The organism is Streptomyces sp. R-74717, from assembly GCF_047305335.1.
In the GTDB taxonomy this organism is placed as follows: Bacteria; Actinomycetota; Actinomycetes; order Streptomycetales; family Streptomycetaceae; genus Streptomyces; species Streptomyces atratus.
On the sequence record NZ_CP102361.1, the window covers coordinates 4,597,029 to 4,618,389 of the forward strand.

The 21,361-nt window shown below is 69.2% G+C and carries 22 protein-coding genes and 1 pseudogene; 10 read left to right on the forward strand and 13 right to left on the reverse strand.

Annotation, left to right across the window (positions count from 1 at the left end; genetic code table 11):
* Positions 1–260 precede the first annotated feature (260 nt).
* Positions 261–743 (reverse strand): CarD family transcriptional regulator, encoded by a 483-nt coding sequence (locus NRF20_RS20925; protein WP_006380568.1) that lies wholly within the window; start codon positions 741–743, stop codon positions 261–263.
* A 618-nt stretch (positions 744–1,361) separates the two neighbouring features.
* Here NRF20_RS20925 and NRF20_RS20930 point away from each other — a divergent pair.
* On the forward strand, positions 1,362–2,024 hold the full coding sequence (locus NRF20_RS20930; protein WP_413753073.1) for a DUF461 domain-containing protein: 663 nt from the start codon (positions 1,362–1,364) through the stop codon (positions 2,022–2,024).
* 83 nt (positions 2,025–2,107) lie between these two features.
* Here the strand turns inward: NRF20_RS20930 and NRF20_RS20935 are convergent, their stop codons facing one another.
* Positions 2,108–2,788 (reverse strand): response regulator transcription factor, encoded by a 681-nt coding sequence (locus NRF20_RS20935; protein WP_030977814.1) that lies wholly within the window; start codon positions 2,786–2,788, stop codon positions 2,108–2,110.
* Positions 2,785–4,059 (reverse strand): sensor histidine kinase, encoded by a 1,275-nt coding sequence (locus NRF20_RS20940; protein ID WP_398630093.1) that lies wholly within the window; start codon positions 4,057–4,059, stop codon positions 2,785–2,787. Before NRF20_RS20940 ends, NRF20_RS20935 begins: the two co-directional genes overlap by 4 nt.
* 196 nt (positions 4,060–4,255) lie before the next feature.
* Between NRF20_RS20940 and phoU the strand changes: the two genes are divergently transcribed.
* Positions 4,256–4,933, forward strand: a complete 678-nt coding sequence (phoU, locus tag NRF20_RS20945; protein ID WP_398630092.1) for a phosphate signaling complex protein PhoU — start codon at positions 4,256–4,258, stop codon at positions 4,931–4,933.
* A gap of 429 nt (positions 4,934–5,362) precedes the next feature.
* On the opposite strand, the gene NRF20_RS20950 is transcribed toward phoU, so the two are convergent.
* Entirely contained in the window at positions 5,363–6,709 is a 1,347-nt protein-coding gene (locus NRF20_RS20950) for an MDR family MFS transporter (protein WP_413753074.1), read from the reverse strand.
* Positions 6,710–6,914: 205 nt separating this feature from the next.
* Between NRF20_RS20950 and NRF20_RS20955 the strand changes: the two genes are divergently transcribed.
* Positions 6,915–7,676 carry a phosphoglyceromutase gene (locus NRF20_RS20955; RefSeq protein WP_413753075.1) on the forward strand — a complete coding sequence of 254 codons (762 nt, stop codon included), beginning with the start codon at positions 6,915–6,917 and terminating at the stop codon, positions 7,674–7,676.
* Positions 7,677–7,776: 100 nt separating this feature from the next.
* Here NRF20_RS20955 and NRF20_RS20960 read toward each other — a convergent pair whose 3' ends face one another.
* The 3 genes and pseudogenes from NRF20_RS20960 to NRF20_RS20970 all read right to left on the reverse strand — a co-directional run bounded on the left by NRF20_RS20960 (position 7,777) and on the right by NRF20_RS20970 (position 9,018).
* Positions 7,777–8,049, reverse strand: a complete 273-nt coding sequence (locus NRF20_RS20960; RefSeq protein WP_413753076.1) for a ribosomal protein L7/L12 — start codon at positions 8,047–8,049, stop codon at positions 7,777–7,779.
* A 40-nt stretch (positions 8,050–8,089) separates the two neighbouring features.
* Positions 8,090–8,266 (reverse strand): annotated as a pseudogene (locus NRF20_RS20965) (site-specific integrase); the annotation flags it as partial.
* A gap of 143 nt (positions 8,267–8,409) precedes the next feature.
* The gene (locus NRF20_RS20970; RefSeq protein WP_413753077.1) at positions 8,410–9,018 is read right to left on the reverse strand and encodes a hypothetical protein; all 609 of its coding nucleotides are present in this window, start codon (positions 9,016–9,018) and stop codon (positions 8,410–8,412) included.
* Positions 9,019–9,220: 202 nt separating this feature from the next.
* On the opposite strand from NRF20_RS20970, the gene NRF20_RS20975 reads away from it, so the two are divergent.
* A complete protein-coding gene (locus tag NRF20_RS20975; RefSeq protein WP_413753078.1) occupies positions 9,221–9,754 on the forward strand; it encodes an NUDIX hydrolase in 534 nt (177 codons plus the stop codon).
* Here NRF20_RS20975 and NRF20_RS20980 read toward each other — a convergent pair.
* Positions 9,732–11,078, reverse strand: a complete 1,347-nt coding sequence (locus NRF20_RS20980) for a hypothetical protein (protein WP_413753079.1) — start codon at positions 11,076–11,078, stop codon at positions 9,732–9,734. The genes NRF20_RS20975 and NRF20_RS20980 overlap by 23 nt on opposite strands.
* A 123-nt stretch (positions 11,079–11,201) precedes the next feature.
* Between NRF20_RS20980 and NRF20_RS20985 the strand changes: the two genes are divergently transcribed.
* A complete protein-coding gene (locus NRF20_RS20985) occupies positions 11,202–11,420 on the forward strand; it encodes a hypothetical protein (RefSeq protein ID WP_398630085.1) in 219 nt (72 codons plus the stop codon).
* Positions 11,421–11,697: 277 nt separating this feature from the next.
* Positions 11,698–12,270 (forward strand): hypothetical protein, encoded by a 573-nt coding sequence (locus tag NRF20_RS20990; protein ID WP_413753080.1) that lies wholly within the window; start codon positions 11,698–11,700, stop codon positions 12,268–12,270.
* A 250-nt stretch (positions 12,271–12,520) separates the two neighbouring features.
* On the opposite strand, the gene NRF20_RS20995 is transcribed toward NRF20_RS20990, so the two are convergent.
* Positions 12,521–13,165, reverse strand: a complete 645-nt coding sequence (locus tag NRF20_RS20995; RefSeq protein WP_398630083.1) for an AAA family ATPase — start codon at positions 13,163–13,165, stop codon at positions 12,521–12,523.
* Between the two features lie 136 nt (positions 13,166–13,301).
* On the opposite strand from NRF20_RS20995, the gene NRF20_RS21000 reads away from it, so the two are divergent.
* Both NRF20_RS21000 and NRF20_RS21005 read left to right on the forward strand, forming a co-directional pair.
* The gene (locus NRF20_RS21000; protein ID WP_114245784.1) at positions 13,302–13,550 is read left to right on the forward strand and encodes a hypothetical protein; all 249 of its coding nucleotides are present in this window, start codon (positions 13,302–13,304) and stop codon (positions 13,548–13,550) included.
* A complete protein-coding gene (locus NRF20_RS21005) occupies positions 13,547–13,789 on the forward strand; it encodes a hypothetical protein (protein WP_398630082.1) in 243 nt (80 codons plus the stop codon). Before NRF20_RS21000 ends, NRF20_RS21005 begins: the two co-directional genes overlap by 4 nt.
* 347 nt (positions 13,790–14,136) lie before the next feature.
* Here NRF20_RS21005 and NRF20_RS21010 read toward each other — a convergent pair whose 3' ends face one another.
* Complete coding sequence (locus NRF20_RS21010; RefSeq protein WP_413753081.1) at positions 14,137–14,922, reverse strand: hypothetical protein; 786 nt, start codon at positions 14,920–14,922, stop codon at positions 14,137–14,139.
* Positions 14,923–15,104: 182 nt separating this feature from the next.
* On the opposite strand from NRF20_RS21010, the gene NRF20_RS21015 reads away from it, so the two are divergent.
* Positions 15,105–16,127, forward strand: a complete 1,023-nt coding sequence (locus NRF20_RS21015; protein ID WP_413753082.1) for a phosphotransferase family protein — start codon at positions 15,105–15,107, stop codon at positions 16,125–16,127.
* Positions 16,128–16,157: 30 nt separating this feature from the next.
* On the opposite strand, the gene NRF20_RS21020 is transcribed toward NRF20_RS21015, so the two are convergent.
* The 3 genes from NRF20_RS21020 to mshA form a co-directional block, all read right to left on the reverse strand.
* Positions 16,158–17,894 (reverse strand): glycosyl hydrolase family 28-related protein, encoded by a 1,737-nt coding sequence (locus NRF20_RS21020; protein ID WP_398630079.1) that lies wholly within the window; start codon positions 17,892–17,894, stop codon positions 16,158–16,160.
* A gap of 187 nt (positions 17,895–18,081) precedes the next feature.
* Positions 18,082–18,600, reverse strand: coding sequence for a YbjN domain-containing protein (locus NRF20_RS21025; protein ID WP_398630078.1), 519 nt, complete (start codon positions 18,598–18,600; stop codon positions 18,082–18,084).
* Positions 18,593–19,945: a D-inositol-3-phosphate glycosyltransferase gene (mshA, locus tag NRF20_RS21030; RefSeq protein ID WP_398630077.1), complete on the reverse strand. Its 1,353-nt coding sequence runs from the start codon at positions 19,943–19,945 to the stop codon at positions 18,593–18,595. Before mshA ends, NRF20_RS21025 begins: the two co-directional genes overlap by 8 nt.
* A gap of 426 nt (positions 19,946–20,371) precedes the next feature.
* On the opposite strand from mshA, the gene NRF20_RS21035 reads away from it, so the two are divergent.
* Entirely contained in the window at positions 20,372–21,163 is a 792-nt protein-coding gene (locus NRF20_RS21035; RefSeq protein ID WP_398630076.1) for a class I SAM-dependent methyltransferase, read from the forward strand.
* The last annotated feature ends 198 nt before the right edge of the window (positions 21,164–21,361 follow it).

Below are 21,361 nucleotides of genomic sequence, written 5' to 3' on the forward strand. Positions count from 1 at the left end.
ACGCCATGACTCGGCCGGGCCCTTTCCGTGACACCCGGTCGAAGTCGGACAAGCCGCACCGGTCGCTCGGGATCGGCTACACAAGATCGCGAGCAACGTATCGGGGGGATCACCGATGAAGCCAACGCATCGGTGAGTCAGAACGTAATCCAGACACGTCGCGACCGAATCCGGACATGCCGCAGCGCCCGACGACATACCGTGAATACGGTTGTCAGCGGGCACCGCGGCACATTTCTTTACGACCGGCACAAGCCGGTTCAGGACGCGAGTACCTCGTCGAGCAGAGCCTCGGCCTTGTCTTCGTTCGTGTTCTCCGCGAGAGCGAGCTCGCTCACCAGAATCTGGCGAGCCTTGGCGAGCATGCGCTTCTCGCCTGCGGAGAGTCCACGCTCACGCTCACGACGCCACAGGTCGCGAACGACTTCGGCGACCTTGATGACATCGCCGGAGGCGAGCTTCTCCAGATTTGCCTTGTAGCGCCGGGACCAGTTCGTCGGCTCTTCGGCATACGGTGCACGCAGCACCTCGAAGACCCGGTCCAGCCCCTCCTGCCCGACCACGTCGCGCACACCCACGAACTCCGCATTGTCCGCCGGCACACGAACCGTCAAGTCGCCCTGGGCGACCTTGAGCACCAAGTAGGTCTTGTCCACGCCTTTGATCTGGCGAGTTTCGATAGCCTCGATCAGCGCGGCCCCGTGATGGGGATAGACCACGGTGTCGCCAACCTTGAACGTCATGTGACAGGTACCCCTTCCGTGGCTATCAAGGGTAACACGAGAACAGCTTCTCCTGAATGGCGTTTTCGCAGGTCAGGGCATATCTCGGGGCTTGACAACAGCGACACGAACGTGCTGCGGAAGGCTCACGGGAGACGGTATCCGCAGGTCGGAGCGGCTGTGCGGGCGAGGCGAAACGCGCACGTTACACACATCCGAACCCCTCTTCAAAGTGGTCGAACGTCCCGTTTTGCCGGATTCCGGATGATGAACTTTCCGTACTCCGTTCGGACATCGATCACCCGTACGGATGTAAGTGTGGTGGATCAATGGAATTGATCCACCACCGATGCGATCAGTTATACGCGCGGAATGCGCCACGCTCCATGAATTGATCAACGGCAATATGTGAGCGGCGCGTGTCGACCGGTTTCGGGATGCGCCGGTCCGCAAACCTCGGCCGGGCGCGGGCCCCGGACGGCACCGGCCCCGGGAAGTGCCGGTGCGCGAAGGGGCGGGTCGGGTGCGGGGCGGGACGGGCGGCTCGGTAGCCTAAGGCCGCTGACACACCCTTAGGGCGGCTTTACGTCGCCCGCCCCACCCGTCCGCAGTCCGAACGATCAAGGAGTTGCCGCCGCCGTGAGCCGCAGCCTTCGACACGGCGCTCTCGCCGCCACAGCCATCGTGTTCTCGATCGCCTCGCTCACCGCGTGCGGTGCGGGCAATGACGCAGCGACGCTCAAGATCAGGCCGGACACTGCTGCCGCCGCCTCCGGTGACATCAGCATCCAGAACGCGAACGTCATCACCCAGCCCGAGCGCAACGCCGAGGGCCCGGCCGTCGTCTCCGCGACGCTGTTCAACAAGGGCACCAAGCAGCAGACCCTGGACTCCGTCACCCTGCCGGGTACGAGCGCCGCGGTGAAGCTGCACGCCGCCAAGGGCGCCGGACCGGTCGTGGTCCCGGCCGGCGGCAGGGTGGTTCTCGGCGGCGAGGGCAATGCGTCCGCCGTGATCGAGAACAGCCGCGAGGCCGCGCAGGCCGGCAATGTGCAGCCCGTCGTCTTCAAGTTCAGCTCGACCGGTGAGATCTCGCTCGGCGCGTTCGTGGTGCCGGCGACCAGCTACTTCCAGGGCTTCGGCCCGAGCTCGCTGCCGGTGGCGCCGGCGCAGACGCCCGAGACCTCCACCACGCCGTCCGGTGCCGCCTCGCCGGCCGCGGGGGCCCCGGGCGCGTCGGATTCCGAGAGCGACACGGTCGCCCCGAGCGACGCCGCGTCCGCCTCGACGCAGACCGACTGACCGTACGCGGGTACGCGGGTACGCGGACGGCGGAGGGCGCTCCCCCGAGAGGAAGCGCCCTCCGCCGTCGCATACGGGCCGGTTTACGGCTCGAACTTGTACCCCAGGCCCCGCACCGTCACCAGGAAGCGCGGTGCACCCGGGTCGGGCTCGATCTTGGCGCGCAGGCGCTTGACGTGGACGTCGAGGGTCTTGGTGTCGCCCACGTAGTCCGCGCCCCAGACCCGGTCGATCAGCTGCATGCGGGTCAGGACCCGGCCTGCGTTGCGCAGCAGCATCTCCAGCAGGTCGAACTCCTTGAGCGGGAGGTCGACCTTGCCGCCGGAGACCGTGACGACGTGGCGGTCCACGTCCATCCGGACCGGGCCCGCCTCCAGCGCGGCCGGCGTGACCTCCTCCGGCTCGCCGCGGCGGCGCAGCACCGCGCGGATGCGGGCGACGAGCTCCCGCGAGGAGAACGGCTTGGTGACGTAGTCGTCGGCTCCTATTTCCAGGCCGACGACCTTGTCGATCTCGCTGTCCTTGGCCGTGACCATGATCACGGGGACGTTGGACCTGCTGCGCAGCTGACGGCAGACCTCCGTACCGGGCAGGCCCGGCAGCATCAGGTCGAGCAGCACGAGGTCGGCGCCGTTGCGCTCGAACTCGTCAAGCCCGTCCGGGCCCGTGGCCGCGATGGCGACCTCGAAGCCCTCCTTGCGGAGCATGTAGGACAGGGCGTCGCTGAAGGATTCCTCATCCTCGACGACAAGCACTCGGGTCACGGAAGGACCTCCGGGGCAGGGAATGGTTCAAGGGTGTCGGGGTGAGCTGGTCCGTAGGGGCCCTCGTCGCCGTTGACGATGAGCGGTCCGCCCGAGCTGCGGTCCCGTTCCCGTACGGAGCCCGCTTCGGGCAGCCTCAGGGTGAAGGTGGAGCCTTGGCCCTCCGAGCTCCAGACCGTGACCTCCCCGTCGTGCGAGGCGGCCACGTGCTTGACGATGGCGAGGCCGAGGCCGGTGCCACCGGTGGCCCGTGAGCGGGCCGGGTCGACGCGGTAGAAGCGTTCGAAGACCCGCTCGCGGTCCTTCTCCGAGATACCGATGCCCTGGTCGGTCACGGCTATCTCGATCTGGTCCCCGCCGGGTACGGACAGTCGCCTGGCGGCGATGCCCACTCGGGTACGGGCGGGGCTGTAGTTGACGGCGTTCTCGACGAGGTTGCCGAGCGCCGCTGCGAGCTGGCCGCGGTTGCCCCAGATACGGAGCTCCGCGGTGCCGCCCGCTGCCATGGTGATCTGCTTCGAGCCGGCCTGCTGGCGGCAGCGGTCGATGGCCTCGGCCACCAGCTCGTCCACCCGGACCGGCTCGGCGTCCTCCAGCGGGTCGTCGTTCTGCACCCGGGAGAGGTCGATGATCTCCTGTACGAGGTTGGTCAGCCGGGTCGCCTCGATCTGCATCCGCCCCGCGAACCGCTCCACCGCCTCCGGGTCGTCGGAAGCGTCCATCACGGCCTCGGAGAGCAGCGAGAGTGCGCCGACCGGGGTCTTGAGTTCATGGCTGACGTTGGCGACGAAGTCGCGCCGTACCGCTTCTATGCGGCGGGCCTCGGTGAGGTCCTCGACCAGCAGGAGCACCAGACGGGAGCCCAGCGGGGCGACCCGGGCGGAGACCGCGAGGGCCTCGCCACGGCCCGTACCGCGCCTGGGGAGGTCCAGTTCGACCTGCCGTATCTCACCGTCCCGGCGGGTGTCCCTGGCCATGTTCAGCATCGCGTCGACGGCGAGCCGCCCGCCCCTGACCAGGCCCAGCGCATAGGCGGCGGAGCTGGCCTTGACCACGCTGTCGCTCTCGTCGAGCACGACCGCGGAGGAGCTGAGCACGGACAGGACCGTGTCCACCCCCGGAGGCAGGGGGGCATTGCTGTCGGGCCGCAGGGAGGTGCGCGTCGGCTTCTTCTGGTCGCGCTCGCTCCAGCGGAACGCCAGCATGGCGATCACGCCGGTACACGCACCGCCGATCGCCGCAGCTGCGGCGACTGCCGCGTTCACGTCCATACGTCAAGGTTATGCGGGTCCGGGAGGACTCTCCCAGCCATCCGAGTGCGGATCCGAACACTCGTCGCCCAGAGTTCACCGAGGAGCAAGGGTTGGTTCACTTGGGCGGCCGGAAGCCGACGCGTACACCGCCCATGGTGGCAGCGTGGGGTTCATACCTGGCCCCGGCCTAAGTGAGGACTGGAGAGGGACTTCCATGCGTGACGCGTACCACGAGGAACTCGACTCGATCGGCGAGGGACTGGTCGAGATGGCCCGGCTCGTCGGGTCGGCGATCGGCCGGGCGACGACGTCCATGCTCGATGCCGATCTCAAGCTCGCGGAGAGCGTGATCGCCGCGGACCAGAAGGTCGACGACCTCCAGCACGACCTGGAGGCGCGGGCCATCGCCCTGCTCGCGCGCCAGCAGCCCGTGGCGACGGATCTGCGGATCGTGGTCACCTCGCTGCGGATGAGCGCCGACCTGGAGCGCTCGGGCGACCTCGCCCAGCATGTCGCCAAGCTGGCCCGGCTGCGGTTCCCGGAATCGGCGGTGCCGCACGACCTGCACGCCACCATTCTGGAGATGGGGCAGCTGGCGCAGCGCCTGATGGCCAAGGCGGCCGAGGTGATCATCACCAAGGACGTCGATCTGGCGCTCCAGCTGGAGCAGGACGACGACGAGATGGACCTGCTGCACCGCACGCTGTTCCAGCACCTGATGGACGACCGCTGGAAGCACGGCATCGAGACGGCCGTCGACGTGACGCTGCTCGGCCGCTACTACGAGCGTTTCGCCGACCACGCGGTGTCGGTCGCCAAGCGTGTGGTCTACCTGGTGACGGGCGAGCACGCCGACGAGATCCAGCAGCAGACATCGGTGGAGGGCGCGTAGCGGCGTACGCCGTCGCATTCCCGTCGCACATGTGTCTCTGCGCGTGTGCGCCGTTGATGCGCCCGCCCGGTTGGGCATGCAATGGGGTGGGGCGGCACGCCTTGTCCGTACGCCCCGGTCGTACGCGCGTCGTCGTGGCGTACGGCCCTGTCGTGCGCAATGAGGAGGAACCATGGCCGATTCCCCCACGACCGCCCCCCAGCAGGAGGCACCCGCTGAAGTGGTGCACCTGACCGTGCTCGGCGCCTGCGGCTGCGGCTCGGGCTGCGGATGCGGATGTCAGTCCGGGGCCCCGTGCCAGTGCGGTGGCTGCTCCGGCTGACCGGCGGGCCTGTACGGAGCCGGAAAGGCGCCCCGCGCGGAGCGGACTACTCCGCGCGGGGCGCCCTTCATGTGCCGGTGCGGCGCCGGGCGGCGTCCGCGTGTCCCCTAGACGGAAGGCCCGGGCCCGGCATCGGCGTCGGCCCCGGGACCGACCGGGACGACGTCCCCCGCATCCCGGCCACTTCCCGTCACCGTCCGGCCGCTCTCCGCCCCCCGGCTGCCGTCGGAGACCGCCCCGTCGTCCCCCGGCAGATTCCGCATCAGCAGCCCGTACCCGAGCGCGGCCCCGGTACCCAGGACCGCACACGTCCCCCACAGCCACTGCGCCCCGAACCGGTCGATCACCACACCCGACATCAGCGGTGCGACCAGCGCCGCCGCGGACCAGGACATCGTGTACATGCCCTGGTAGCGGCCACGGCCCTGAGCGGGCGAGAGCCGGACCACCAGACCGGTCTGGACGGGCGAGTTGACGATCTCGGCGACCGTCCAGACGCAGATGGTCAACGCGTACACGGCGACCGAACCGGCGAACGCGGTGAGCCCGAATCCGTACCCCGCCAGCAGCGACGACACGATGAGCAGCCGGCGCGGATCGCGGTGCTGGATGAAGCGGGTGACCGGGATCTGGAGCACCACGATCAGCACACCGTTGACGGCGACGGCAGTGCCGAAGTCGGAGCTGGAGAACCCGTCCGCCCCCATGGCCACCGGCAGCCCCACGTACCCCTGCTGGAAGATCAGGGCGATGACGAAGGACAGCCCGACGACGCTCATGAACCGCCCGTCGCGCAGCACGGTGGAGAGCCGGACCTCGTCGGCGCCGGTGACCGCACGCCCGGCCGGCGCGGACTTCTCCGGCCGTGACTCGGGCACCTTCATGAAGACGACGAAGGCGCAGACGAGCGTCATCGCGGCCTCGCCGAGGAACCCGGCGAGGTAGCTGTACTCGGCGACGAACCCCGCCCCGGCCGACGAGACGGCGAAGCCGAGATTGATCGCCCAGTAGTTGAGCGAGAAGGCCCGTACCCGGTCCTCGGGCCGGACGATGTCGGCCATCATGGCCTGCACAGCGGGCCGCGAGGCGTTGCTGGCCATGCCGACGACGAAGGCGACGGCCGCGATCGCCACCGGATGGACCATGAACCCGAGCACGGCCACGGACACGGCGGTCGAGGTCTGCGCGATGAGCATGGTGGGCCGGCGGCCCAGCCGGTCGGTCATCACTCCCGCCCCGAGCGAGGAGACGACCCCGCCGAGCCCGTGCAGCGCGGCGACCAGACCGGCGTACGAGGCGGAGTAGCCCCGGTCCAGGGTCAGGTAGAGCGCCATGAAGGTGGCGACGAACGCCCCGAGGCGGTTGACCAGCGTGCTGGTCCACAGCCACCAGAACTCCCTGGGGAGACCGGACACGGATTCGCGTGCGGCCCGTCTGAGACCGGCGACAGACATACGGAATCCCCCCAGGGAAGCACGGAACGGACACCGCCGGTAAGAGGCCCGTCGGCCATCCGAACATTACGAATCCCGGATTCCGGACCGCCAGTCGATTGACGCGGGCCGTCAATCGTCACGCCCCCGGCCCCTCACCCGCCCCGCCTGTCCGCCCTGTGACCGGCCGCGCAACGCCCGCACGGCTTCGATTACGCTCGGGCCCATGGCCGACGCACCGTACAAGCTGATCCTCCTCCGCCACGGCGAGAGCGACTGGAACGCGAAGAACCTGTTCACCGGTTGGGTGGACGTCAACCTCACGGAGAAGGGCGAGAAGGAAGCAGTCCGCGGCGGTGAGCTGCTCAAGGACGCCGGCCTGCTCCCCGATGTCCTGCACACCTCACTCCAGAAGCGCGCCATCCGCACCGCGCAGCTCGCGCTGGAATCCGCGGACCGCCACTGGATCCCCGTCCACCGCTCCTGGCGGCTGAACGAGCGCCACTACGGCGCCCTGCAGGGCAAGGACAAGGCGCAGACGCTCGCCGAGTTCGGCGAGGAGCAGTTCATGCTCTGGCGCCGCTCGTACGACACCCCGCCGCCTGCCCTCGAAGACGGCACCGAGTTCTCCCAGAGCGACGACCCGCGCTACGCGACGATCCCGCCGGAGCTGCGCCCGCGCACCGAGTGCCTCAAGGACGTCGTGGTCCGCATGCTGCCGTACTGGTACGACGGCATCGTCCCGGACCTCCTGGCCGGCCGCACGGTCCTGGTCGCCGCGCACGGCAACAGCCTCCGCGCCCTGGTCAAGCACCTCGACGGCATCTCCGACGCCGACATCGCGGGCCTGAACATCCCGACCGGCATCCCGCTCTCCTACGAGCTGGACGCCGAATTCCGCCCGATCGAGCCGGGCGGCACGTACCTCGACCCGGACGCGGCGAAGGCCGCCATCGAGGCCGTGAAGAACCAGGGCAAGAAGAAGTAAGTCCGCCCGAAGAAGCCCCCTACCTGCGGGTTCTCCGCTGGCAGGGGGCTTTTCGGTGGCCTCGGGCCGTCTCTGGGCCGTCTGCTGCTTGATCGGGCCGTCAGGGCTTGAGGAATTCCGGCTCTGGCTGTGCCCTCACCTCTGCCTGTGCTCCCGCATCGCGGAGTGCTGCGACCGCCACCTCTGCGTCCTCCTGAAGCACGCCGTCGAGAATCATTGCGGGAACCTGCGTTGCCAGAACCTTGCTGCGCCAGAGGCTCAGTCCCGTCAGGCGACGTACGACTTGGGCGACGTCCAGCACACGGGCGCCAGGGTCGGCGAGCACCACGTCATGAGGCACGTCGTCGCACACCAACAAGAAGTACTCCGTCATTGCTCTCCCTGTCCCTCTCTGGCCCGGAGAGTACGAGCCGTCAGCCGCCATGTCGCCTCAATTGGGCCGCCTCGAAGGCAGTGGCCACCGCCTTGCGAGTGCGCTCCTGGCTGGACGGCATGAGGTGCGCGTACACGCGGAGCGTCAAACCAGGATCAGAGTGGCCGAGGTACTCGGCGAGGGCCTTGATGTTCTCTCCGGCGTCCAGGAGCACCGAGAACACGACGGTTTTCAAGAGGGTGCTGCGGGAAGTCTGCCGTACGTGCCTGATCTGCTCGTTCCCTGGCCGCGCGGCCCCTCGTGATCTCCGACGGTCCACAGCACCTCAAGCAGACATTGAGGCAAAGCCTCTGGCTCAGGTCACCAGCACGCCCGAGTCGCGAACTTGGTGGCCGGCTCGGTGCCAGTGCCTGTGTCCTCTGTGGGGAGCTCCCAGCGGGCTTCACCCCCGTAGGCGTCATCAAAGATCAGCGTCCCACCCTTTGCGGGCACGTTGACGTCGGTGATCGCCTTGTATTCCTGGTTGGGCTCGACCGTGCCATACGGCGTGTACGTGTCGACGCAGCCTTGCCACGGGGCATCTGCGTGGCCTCGGCCTTCCGCCGTTGCCGACGCCCCCTCCCACTTGATCACGTTGTCCATCTGGCTTCCGAGCATGCCGCCTGTCTTGGACTTCATAGTGAACGCGATCGCCAAGGCATACTTCCCTTTCAGAGGGAGCGTCTTGTCCTTGGCGTACGCATCCCGGTAGGCAATGCCCGTACCGGTGACCTGCATCGGGTGACCATCTTGGTCGGTGAGAGTCACCGTCTCGCCGATTGACCGCGTAGTGGAATCCCTGCCATCTGCCCCCGGCCCTAGCTCGGCTGCTGATGTTCTGGGCTTGGGATCTGTGGTCTCGGCGCTGTTGGCGCACCCCGCAGCGGCAAAGATCGCGGCGAGTGCGGTCGTCGTGGCCGCCTTCTTCATAGTGGGCCATCCCTGTGATGCTCACGAGACACGAGACAGCCGATCACCGCCTCCATCCCCGCTGCTTACTGTCACCTGGGCGCTACCAAGCGCGTGATCAAAACTCCGGCCTATTCGTCACTATGACGTGAATCTGCCTGAACCTGGCCGCAGTTCAACCCAGCTCTGCGATGCTGGAGGCCGATCGAGAGGGGCCGCAGCGATGCAGTGGAAGATCCACGGGGAACGTCCGATCTACGAGAACAGCTGGGTGAACCTGTGGCTCACCGACGTCGAGACGCCGGACGGGAACCGTTGGGAGCACCACGTCGTCAAGCTCCGGCACCTGGCCGTGGCCGCCGTCGTCAACGAACGGCGCGAGGTTCTGATGATGTGGCGGCACCGCTTCATCACGAACGCGTGGGCGTGGGAGCTGCCCATGGGGCTGGTCGAGGAGGGCGAGACGCCAGCTGAAGCTGCTGCCCGTGAGGTGCTGGAGGAGACCGGCTGGCGGCCCGGCCCGATCAAGCCCCTTATCTACGCCGAGCCGGCCAACGGCATCACCGACTCCCAGCACCACGTCTTCCGGGCCGACGGAGCGACGTACGAGGGGCCGCCGACCGAGAAGAACGAGTCGGACCGGATCGAGTGGATCCCGCTGGCCGACGTGCGGGGCATGATCGACCGGCGCGAGATCGTCAGCAGCGGATCCCTCGTCGGGCTGCTCTACGGGCTCATGGACGAGGCGATCCGCTGACCCGGCGGGGCAGCACTTCCCGGAGCCGGGACTCGAACGCCACTGCGGCCGGTTCCCGGCGGAAGGGCTCCAGCTGCTCGTAGAACTCCCGGAGGTGGCCAGCGACTCGTTGCGAGCTGACGGCAGCCGCCGGGACCAGGGCATCCATAGCCGTGTGGCACGCCTCGTCGAGTTTGCCGCGCTGGAGTTGGGTGCGGGCGAGCCAGAAGGCGTGGAAGGCACGGCCTCGGTGGTTCGTCCGGTGTTCGCGGCGTAGAGCGTCCGCGATGAGAGGTTCGGCGAGGGCGGCTTCGCCCAGGCGACCGTGCGCGATGCCGGTGTCCACGATCAGCTTCGGCTCGTCGAAGTAGGCAACCCAGGCTGGGTCCGGATCGGCGGTGCCGATCCGGCCGAAGTGGGTGTGGGCTTCCGAGATCGCGGTGTGGGTCGCGCTGTGGTTCCCGAGGGTGGCGTGGGCGAAGGCTTCGCGCATCGCGAGCATGGCCAGCACGCGCGGCGTCGTCCCCACGGCCGTTCGGGCCTGGTCCTGGGCCGCTGTGACAAGTGCGAGGGCGTCCCCGGGCTTGTCCTGGTAGGTGGCCTGGAGGCTCATGCAGGCGAGGACATTGGCCATGAACTGGTGGTCCTCGATCGACTTGGCCAGGCCAAGGGATTCGGTGAAGTAGGCACGTGCCTGGTTGTACTGGCGGGCGTCGAAGTAGGTCCACCCGGTGAGCCGGGCCAGCTCGGCCGCGATGCTGTGCAGGCTGGCTCTCATGGGTGCGGGGCGCTGCTCCTTGAGGAGATCAACGACGTAGCGGAGCCGGCCGACGACCGCCGGCCGTAAGGTCTCACCGCCGTGCTCGTCGTCCCTCCGCCAGTAGTCCTCGATCGACGAATGCAGCGCGTCCAGCATCGACGGGCTGAGGTCCCGCTCGGCCGCCAGGGCAAGGATGCTGTCCACGTCCGCCCCCGGCAGCCCGGCAGCCGGCGGCTCGGCGGATGGGGGCGGTGCCTCGGCCGGTTCGCGGGGCGCGACCGTCAGGCTGGTTGGCGCCTCCCAGGAGCGTCGGGCAAGACCGAGCATGTGCCCGGGGATGTGCAGTCCGTCCGAGATCCGTTCGATCACGTCCATGTGCAGCAACTGCCTTCGCCCAGCGATCACTTCGCCCACGCGGCTCGGGGTGAGGTCGCAGCGGCGCGCGATCATCGACGGATAGATGCCTGCTCGTGCTTTGACCAGCTGAAAGATGCGGCCGAAGTCTCTGGCCCGGCATGCCTCGATCATCACTGGAGCCGTGAGCAGGCTGACCGGGAGTTCCTTCGAGCGAGGTGGCTTGGGCATCGGGCACGCTCCGGCATGAGGACTACGGATCGCTGCACTTCGTCAACCGAGGGTGATGTTACCCAAGTTGGGTAATCCGCTTGGCCTTTCTGGCTGAGCCTGCGAATCGCGATGCTCCTGACCATGGCGAACGGACAGGACGACGTACGGATGACGCTGCGGGTCTCCCACGACTCCGGCGAGATCCCCGCCTGGCACACCGCCCCCGCCGAGGGCATCACTGCCTTCGCCGCCGCCAACGCCAACGTCTGGTCCGAGATCAGCACCGCCGACCCCGACCCGTGGACCCTGCGCCTCGCGACCGCCGCCACCGCCTGGCACGCACACCGCAGGACTGCTTGAACCGAACCCTCCGCTCGGGTGAGCCGAACGAGCGGCCGGCCGGAGCGGCTTGGGCCGGTGTCCTGTTCGGGTTGGGGTCGGGCATGTTCAGGGGGCCGTACGCTGGCCCGGCAACTCGGGCAGGCTTTGCCCCTGCCCGGAATTTGAACGAGTGGCCCCCTGGACTTGCCCGACGCGGGCCCCGAAAAAATCGATCTTCGATCGTGGATCGTTGTGGCAGGGTGCACGCATGTCCGTTGACGTTGCTTATCCCGTCTTCCGCACTGACGATCCTGCATTGGCGCTCCGAGTAGCGCGCCAGCTGCTCGTGGTGGGTGACCAGCAGCACGCGGGCGCAGGCGTGGACGTCGAACTCCTCACAGTCGAGGACGTACTGCGCGTATGGAGCGCGCTGCCCGACGCATGGTTCAGGAAAGAGGACACCGAGGACTGGGTCCGTGATCCAAGCGACCCGACTGGATTGCACGGTGGAGTCCACGCACCCCAGCTCTCCACCGATCCCGCTTTCCTGTCGGCGCATCTGCCGATCTGGGCATCGATGCTGGATCAGCCAGTAGGAAGCGTTGAGGACAGGTTCATCGCCGTGGCCGGCAGGCATGTGGCAGAGATCCGCTGGGAGGGTCTGGGCTGGCCGGAGGTTCCGGAACCTGGCCTGTACGCGGACTTCAAGCATGCCGAGGTCTCTGTGCTGTTCAACGCCGCCACACGCGAACTGGACGAGCGCCGCGACGAGCACACTGTCCTCGTGCACGTCCGCCGCAGAAACGGCGACGGGTACGAGGAACGCCATGCAACCTGGCTGGCCGAACAGGTTGGCCAGACCGTCATCGGTCCGCCGCAGCTGAGCTAGCGCCTGGACACGGTGTACAGCAGGGTTCCTGGGCCGTCCGAGGCCACTCGGCAGCGGCCGATGACGACTGCTCGGACGAGGCCGCGCAAGGCCCGGACCAGCAAAGACCCACGTCGCCAGGAGCGGCGGCAAGACCTTGGGCCAAGCAGTAGGGCCCTACCTCAACGAGCCCCCCGGCCTGAGGTTTGCCGCAGGGGGCTTGATTCGCCGTCCATGGCTGTGGGGGCAGTGCCCCCGCCCCCGCGTTTCGTCACGCCCCCGGCATCTCGGACAGCTCCCGCTCCCTTCCCTCCCCCTCCGCACCCAACACCCGCCCGATGCGCGCCGCCAGCGTGCCCCACGGGCGGCAGGCGACCACAGGCAGAGCATGCAGGCGGGCCTGGTCGCCCAGCCATCGCGAGTACTCCGCACTGACCTGCGCCCGATGCCGCTGTTCTCCGCTGTCGGGCTCCCGGGAGGCGTAGTTGGCGGTGATCCGGTCCGCATCCCCTTCATGCAGGAACACCGCTCGCACGCGGCGGCCCGCCGCCCGGCCCTCGTGGATCGCCGCCGCAGCGGCAGCCGGGGTGAGGTAGTCACCCTCGATCACGGCGGGTACGTCGACGGTCAGGCGGTTGCGTACGACCCCCAACACCGCGGGCTCCAGGGCCCTGGCGGTGGCGATCTGGAGGTCCAGCACCTGCTCGGTGGTGAGTTGCGCGGTGTCGGGGATGTCATCGAAGTGGTGGAGAGCGGGGTGGTGTTCAGCCGTCGTCATGGCCTCGACGGCGCTCACTACGTCGTCGAACTCGACCACGAACCCCTTGGTCTCATCGGCCAGTTGCGCGGCGACTCGGCTCTTGCCGACGCCCGACGCCCCGCCGAGAAGCAATATGTCCCACGATGTTCCTGTCACGGGGCGAACGTATCGCGTGGGCTCCGCGTCGGCCGTGCGCCCTGGCGCTACCGTGGCCCGAGCACCGGCCCGCGCATGGGCGGAGCCGACCGGACGGGCCCGTGCGAAGACAGCAAGGAGAGCGGGGAGAGCAATCATGGGCGAGCCCCTGAAGACCTTCGTCGGCGGCGCCGAAGTCGACGTGCCCAACAGCATTCCGGACATCCGGGCCACCCTGCCCGAGGAGAGACGTGAGGAGTTCGACCGCGCCATCAACGACGCCGGTGTGAGCGAGATCCAGGCGGTCATGCGGCACTGGATGCTGGAGGCCGTGCCCGATCCGGAGGCCGAGAAGATCCTGGACCGGCTGGCGCAGGACGAGGCCGAGAGGCGGACCGTCGCTTGAGTTTCCGCATCTCCTACGCCCCGCCGGCCGACGACACCCTGGCCAAGATGCGCGACAACGAGGTCTTCCGGGACGAGATGGCGCGCACCCTGGGCCTCGACCCGTACGGGCACGGGTCGTCGGCCGTCAAGAGCGAGCGCGACCGCCGCGAGGCGACGGTCGCCGGGGCCATCGTGCTCTATTACGTCTCCGGGTCCGTCCTGATCGTCACCGTGGTGAGGCTCGTCCCGCTGCCCTGAACCAGCACCGAACCGAGGAGATGCCTCGGGTGCCCGAGCGGTCCTGCCTCACTCCAAAGCCCGCGGTCAGCAGCGCCACGGTCGCGGAGGCCAGGGCGAGGCCCACCGCGGACCGGCTCGGGCGGCGCCCGCTTCTCGCGGGCGCCGGTCGGTCAAGTCGGCCGGTCCTGCGTGCAGTTGGCCCCCTCCGGGTGGTTGGTACGACCAGCCTGCCCGGAGGGTGGGGCACCGATCACGAGTACGAGTACTCACACGTGCCGGGCGCGTACCTGTTCCACGGGCACGGCGCCGGCCAACCGGCGCAGGACCGACGCCACGAGGGGACGCGCAGAGCCGCGCCCGGCCCCTTACGCCAGCTTCGCGGCCTGGGCCTCGACCACTGCGGTCGGCAGCTCGAAGTCCTCGCCCCCGCCCATCGAGGCCAGGTTCATCGAGGAGAACGAGGCGAACGAGGGGCCCTGACGCATGGCCACGAGCTTGAACTGCATCTTCTCGCCGCCCTGCTCCACCTGCACCGTCCAGGCGGCCGCATCCTCCCCGCCCTTGACCTGCTCCTCGGTGATCTTGCTGACCTTCTGCTTCTCACCGGCAGCCGTGAAGTCGAACCCGCCCGCGCAGTCGGTGGCGGCGGTGCGCAGCGAGGCGACCGACTCCTCTGCGCCCTTGCCGTCGTACGAGCCGAGGGCCAGCTGCGTCGTCGTGATGTCGAACGCCGCCTTGAACGCGTCTTCGGCGTCCGCGCCGTCCTGCTCCATGCTGCCCTTCTTGGGCTCGCTGACGACCGTCCGCTTGGTGAACGCCGCGGGCTCACCGACCTGCGCCCCCATCAGCGCGTCGGCGAACGGGGCGCAGACCTCCTTCTCGACCTTGATGTCGTCGCCGGAGATCACGTCCTTGGCCGCAGCCTTGGCGATCTTGTGCCCCTTGACGTCGCCCTGGGCCAGCGCCGCCTTCTCCAGCTCGGCGGCGGTCAGCGCCTTGGCGGCCGGCTTCGCGGCAGCGGACTCCTTGCCCTTGGCATCCGCCCCCTTGTCACCGGAACCGGAGTCCGATCCGCCGCAGGCGGTGGCGAGCAGGGCCAGGGACACCGCGGTGGCGGCAACAGCGGTACGGCGTACGGCGGTGGATCGCATGGTCCGGTCCGTCTCTCTGAGCTGGGTCTTCGGGTTTTGCTCACTCTATGAGCGGCAGTTGGTTTGACGATCAATCAACCAGGGCACGGGATGTGATCGTGATGGCGCCGTGATCATCCTGTGAAAACGCTGTCCGTCGCCGCAAGCCGGATCGAATACCGACACAGAGGGCAATTCATCCCATGCAGCCAGATGACACAACCACGGCCGTTCTCAGGTCCGTTGGCATTACGGAGGACCGGATCGCCGCGGCCTTACCCCTCGCCGGAGGCACGTTCAACGCCGTCACCCGGGTGACTCTCACCGACGGCAGCGACTTGGTGGTGAAGATACCGCCGCCCACGACCGACGGAACCCTGATGAGTTACGAACGCGATCTGCTGGTCAACGAGGTCGAGTTCTACACCTGCGCGGGCGATTCGGCGGCAGTCCCCCGTGTCCTGCACAGCGAACTCGACCCGGATGCCCCGACCGGCCCGTACCTGATCATGTCTGCCTGCCCGGGTCAGCCCTGGTACGACATCTCCGGCGCTGCGGCCGACCGCGCCCTGTCCGACGCCGAGGAGCGCCGGCTCAGGAACGAGCTGGGGCGGATCGTCGCCCGGCTGCACTCCGTCACGGGCCCCGGCGGATTCGGCTATCCGTCCCGGGCGTTGGGCCCGTCGGCCCCGACCTGGCGGCGGGCGTTCACGGCGATGACGGACGCCGTACTCGCCGACGCGGACACCTACCGCGCCCGGCTGCCGCGCCCTATGGCCGATGTCCGCGCGCTGATCGCCGCCGCTTCGCCCGTACTCGACGACGTCACCCGGCCCGCCCTGGTCCACTTCGACCTGTGGCAGGGCAACCTGCTCGTCGACGGGGAGCCCGGCGCACGCACCATCGGCGGGATCATCGACGGTGAGCGGATGTTCTGGGGCGACCCGGTCGCCGACTTCGTATCGCTCGCCCTGTTCGCGAACATGGAGGAGGACGAGGACTTCCTCGCCGGGTACGGGAGCGGGAGCGGCCGGCCGTTGGTGTTCGACGCGTCCGTGCGGCTGCGGCTCGCGCTCTACCGCTGCTACCTCTACCTGATCATGCTGGTGGAGACCGTTCCGCGCCGCGTTCCCCAGGAGCACCTCGACCGGGTGTGGAAGGAAGTCGGTCCGCAGCTCGAATCGGCACTGGCGGACGTGGAAGCGGCACTGCGGGCACGGGACTGACCACCGGCCCGCAGCGCCCGCCCCGTCAGCTCAGCCGGCCAGTGCCCGCTGCGCCGCGTGGAGGTTCGGCGGCCACACCGCTTCGGGTGTGCCGTAAGCCTCCAGCCGGGTGTGCAGATCGCCGGTGAAGTCGGGGACGTCGATCTGGTCGAACTCCGTCACCTCGCTGACGCCGACCGTCGCGCTGTACGGGGCGAGCCCGTCGATCCGCATCAGGCCGGCGCGCCCGTTGGTGACCCGGATGTTCCAGTGCGTGAAGCGGGCGCCGAAGAGCGGCCCCGCGCTCGCGTCGCCGCCGTGGCGCCCATTGTTGTTCACGGTGATGTCGGTACGGACGTTGGCGAACGGCATGCCCCGGTGGGAGTCGAACGTCCCCATCTCCATCACGCCGCGCGACCAGACGTTTTGGCTGGACAGGCCCTCGACGTTGATGCCGTGCAGCTGCGTTCCGGCGGGCGCCGGGACGGTCCGCTGAGCGATGGTGAAGTCCTCGATGAGGTTGTCGTGCGAGCCCTCGCGGCAGTAGTACGGGTGGTGGGAGCCGCGGCCCTCGACCCGCGTACGGCGCAGGGTGCAGGCGGACGCGCCGATCAGCCCGAAGCCGTTGTCGACATGGCGGACGGTGATGTCGTCGGCCCAGCAGTCGTACGCGCACTGGAACGCGACCCCGTTGTAGCCCTTGTCGAGCAGATGCTGCGACTGCGGGGTCTCGACCGCGTCGAGCGTGAGGCCCTCGACGCCGGAGCCGGTGAGCGGGGCGGCGAGAGTGGTCAGGCGCGGGTCCCACTCGGGGCGGATGTCGAGCGGAAGCGGGCGCTCCAGCGTGACCCTGTGGCCGTGTACGGAGTGGACGCGCACCGGCCACTCGTAGGGGACGTACGAGGTCAGCTTGGTCTTGTCGTCCCAGTAGTACGCCTCGGGGCCGGGGCCGCCGCCCGCCATGTGCTCCAGGAGCGTGTGGTCGGCGTCGTCGGCGAGGCGGAGCAGTACGAGTTGGCCGCGCTTCAGGTTCTTCGTGGACTCGACGGTGATGGACCGGTCGCCCCGGACGGCGGGGGCGACGGTGGCCAGGGTCTGCCACTCGTCGCGCCGGTTGCCGGTCCAGCCCTCGAAAGGCCAGGCCCTGGCCCTGATCGCGTCGGTGAGCGAGGCCCAACGGTCCTTCGGGCAGAGCCAGATGAGGCCGCCGGCCCACGACCAGCTGGACTTGTCGCCGCCGTAGCGGCTGCCGTACACACCGATCAGCTCGGTGAGGCTCTTGGTCGCGTACAGCTTGGTGCGACCGCTGCCCGCACCGCGCACCACCACATTGCTGTGGCCGACCCGGATGATGTCGTCGATGCGGTACGTGCCTGCGGGGATGAGCACCGTGCCACCGCCACGCTCTCCGGCAGCAGCGATGGCACGGTTGATCGCGGGGGCGGCGTCGGCCGAGTTGTCCGGCTTCGCGCCGTAGTGCAGGACGTTGGCGACGAAGCCGCGGCCCGGACGACGGGGCAGGTCACAGCCGCCCCGGTAGCCGGCCCGGCCGATGAAGGGGACCTGCGGGTGGGTGAAGGGAACAGCGGCGAACTCCCGCCAGAGGGGGGTGGCGCGCCGGCCGCCGGCCGCGGACGCCTGCCCGGTCGGGGTGGCGGTGCCGGCCGCAGTCGACCGGCTGGCGGCGGATGCCGTACCGCTGCCGATGATGCCGGTGGCCGCCGCTGCGGCGACGGCCACAGCGCTGCCGAGCAGTCCACGCCTGCCGATGTTCCCCATGGTCGCCATGAATCCGAGCCGCCTTTCATGCATATGAACGACGTTCATATCTGCGTCGGCGGCGAGCATGCCACGGCGCCCGGCACGGCGAAAGAGTCGCGCATCGGGGAATCTTCGGAGGAGGCCGGTCGGTTGAGCCAGTCGATCGAGCCTCGGACCGGTTCCCGGCCCGGTCGGTCGAGACTCGACCCGGAGGTCAGTCGGCGGGGCGTTGGGTCAGATGCGTGAACGCGTCCAGGTTTCGCGTGGACTCGCCGCGCGACACCCGCCACTCGTACTCCTTGCGGATCGCGCTCGCGAAGCCCAGCTCCAGCAAGGTGTTGAACGAGCCGTCGGCCGCTTCGAGGACCGTGCCGAGCAGCCGGTCCAGCTCCTGCGGGGTGACCACGGAGAGCGGCAGCTTGCCGACCAGATAGATGTCGCCGAGCTGGTCGATCGCGTAACTCACGCCGAAGAGGCGGAGGTTGCGCTCCAGCAGCCAGCGGTGCACCGCCGCGTCGTTCTCGTCCGGGTGACGGACGACGAAGGCGTTGAGAGAGAGCGAGTGCTTGCCGACGCGCAGCGAGCAGGTGGTGGACAGCTTCCGCGTGCCGGGCAGCTTGACGACGTAACTGCCGGGTTCGGGGCTCTCCCATTCGAGCTCGGCGTCCTTCAGGGTCGCCTCGATGATCTGCGCGACCTGCGTCGTCACCGCTTCATCGGGTACGTCAGCCATGGTGCGAGCGTACGCGACGGCGATGTTCGTGCATCGCGGCCGTGTACACGTCGGCGGTCGCGGACGCGGCGGTGTCCCAGCCGAAACCCCGGGCGTGCGCAGCAGCCGCCGCACCCATCCGGGCGACCAGCTCCGGCGCCTCGGCGAACCGCCCCAGCGCCTGTGCGTACGCCTGCGGGTCGTGCCCGGGTATCAGGAAGCCGCTGACCCCGTCCCGTACCGCCACCGGCAGACCGCCCACGGCCGCCGCGACGACCGGGGTCCCCGCCGCCTGGGCCTCGATGGCGACCAGGCCGAAGGACTCGCTGTACGAGGGCATGACCAGCACGGACGCGGCCCGGAACCAGTCGGCGAGCCGGTCCTGCCCGACCGGCGGCTGGAACCGTACGACATCGGCGATGCCCAGCCGCGCCGCCAGCTTCTGCAGCCCCTCCGGTTTGGCGAGCCCACTGCCGCTCGGGCCGCCGACGACCGGTACGACCATCCGGCAACGCAGCGACGGGTCGCGGTCCAGCAGGACGGCGACGGCCCGCAGCAGCACGTCCGGGGCCTTCAGCGGCTGGATGCGGCCCGCAAAGAGCGGAATCAGGGCGTCCTTCGGCAGTCCGAGGCGCGCCCGGGCCGCGGCGCGCCCGTCGGCGGGGCGGAAGCGGTCGAGGTTGACCCCGGGGTGCACGACGGCGACGGACCCGGGATCGGCCTCGTAGAAGCGGATGAGCTCGTCCGCTTCCTCGGCGGTGTTCGCGATCAGCCGGTCGGCCGCGCTGACGATCTGGGTCTCACCGATGACGCGGGCGGCGGGCTCGGGGGTGTCGCCCTCCGCGAGCGACGCGTTCTTGACCTTCGCCATGGTGTGCATGGCGTGGACGAGCGGGACGCCCCAGCGCTGGGCGGCGAGCCAGCCGACATGACCGGAGAGCCAGTAGTGGGAGTGGACCAGGTCGTAGTAGCCGGGGCGCTGACCGGCCCATGCCTGCATGACGCCGTGCGTGAAGGCACAGAGCTGGGCGGGCAGCTCCTCCTTGGCCAGACCCTCGTACGGCCCCGCGTCGACATGCCGGACCAGGACACCGGGCGCCAGCTCCACCGTCGGGGGCAGCCCGCCGGTGGTGGACCGGGTGAAGATCTCGACCTCGATGTTGATCGCGGCGAGGCGCTTGGCCAGCTCCACGATGTAGACGTTCATGCCGCCCGCGTCACCCGTGCCCGGCTGGTGCAGGGGCGAGGTGTGCACGGAGAGCATCGCGATGCGGCGAGGTTTGCGGTGACCGCCGGGGAAGGCTGCGGGGAACCTGAGGCGCGGCGCGACACGGCTGCTGCCGAGCCGGGAGACGTACTGACTCACGTCGTCCGGTCCTCCTCACTCAGGGCATGGCACCGAAAGGACCAGAGCCCCTTCGGGGGCTGCAACAGCGGAATCTCTCCTTTCATTTCCGCTTTGCCAAATCATTGCAGTAAGACCGACCGGCAAATGGGGGGTGGGGGAAGGAGCGGGGCTGGGTGCGTGCAGCTGCAAGGCGGAGGATTGAGACAGATGGGGTCTCCCCTGCTCGAGCGCAGCCGAGAGCTTGGGGAAGGAGCCATGGTGATTGACGACAACGCGGCAGATGCGCGTGCCCAGCCCCGCGACGCCGCCCCCCATTTGCCGGTCGGTCTAAGGGGGTCGCATGCCGGGTCGGGAGCCCGGGCACCCCGCACCGCCCACCGGGCCGGACCGGGGCCGGGCACCCGCGTCGCCTTCCGCCCCCGTGAGATCGTTACGCTCGCTGTCATGCGCCCCATCGGCACCGCGACCCGCGGGACCACCAACCCGAACCGGCTCCGCCGCATGGACCGCTGGATCGCCGCCACCCACGGCCCGGCCCTGCGCCGCGCCGACAACCCCGTCGCCGTCGACCTCGGGTACGGCGCCGCCCCCTGGACCGCCGTCGAGTTGCTGCAGCGCCTGCGCACCGCCGAGCCGCGCACGGCGGTGGTCGGCATCGAGATCGACCCGGAGCGGGTCGCGGCGGCGAAACCGTACGAGCGCGAGGGCCTCACCTTTCTGCACGGCGGCTTCGAGATCCCGCTCCCCGAGCGCCCCGACCTCATCCGGGCGGCGAATGTGCTGCGTCAGTACGACGAGGGTGAGGTCGCCGCGGTCTGGCAGCGGCTGTGCGCGCGCCTCGCGCCGGGCGGGCTGCTGGTGGAGGGCACCTGCGACGAGATCGGGCGCCGGCACGTATGGGTGGCGCTCGGCCCGGAGGGCCCGCGCACGGTGACGTTCGCGACCCGGCTCGCCTCCCTGGACCGCCCCTCCGACCTCGCGGAACGCCTCCCCAAGGCACTGATCCACCGCAATGTGCCGGGCGAACCGGTCCATGCGTTCCTGAGGGACTTCGACCGGGCGTGGGCCGCGGCAGCCCCATACGCGTCACTGGGTGCCCGGCAGCGCTGGATCACGGCGGTGCGGGCGCTGTCGGGCGACTGGCCGCTGGCGGACGGGGTACGGCGGTGGCGCCAGGGCGAAGTCACGGTGAAGTGGACCGCCCTCCAGCCCAACCGACAGCCCAACACGTATTGAACAGACCTGCCGGGCCCGCATGCGGGGAGGCGAACGGGAACGCGGACAGGGCATCGTTCGTCAGGACGATGGGGAGCGATTCCCGGGTCGTGGGGAGCGATCCCCGGGGCGTCGGTCGACCCGTGTGACCGTCAGGACAGCAGGTGTGTGCCTCTGTTGCTTTTCGGTACGGCATGGCACGATCTCGTCATCGGCAAG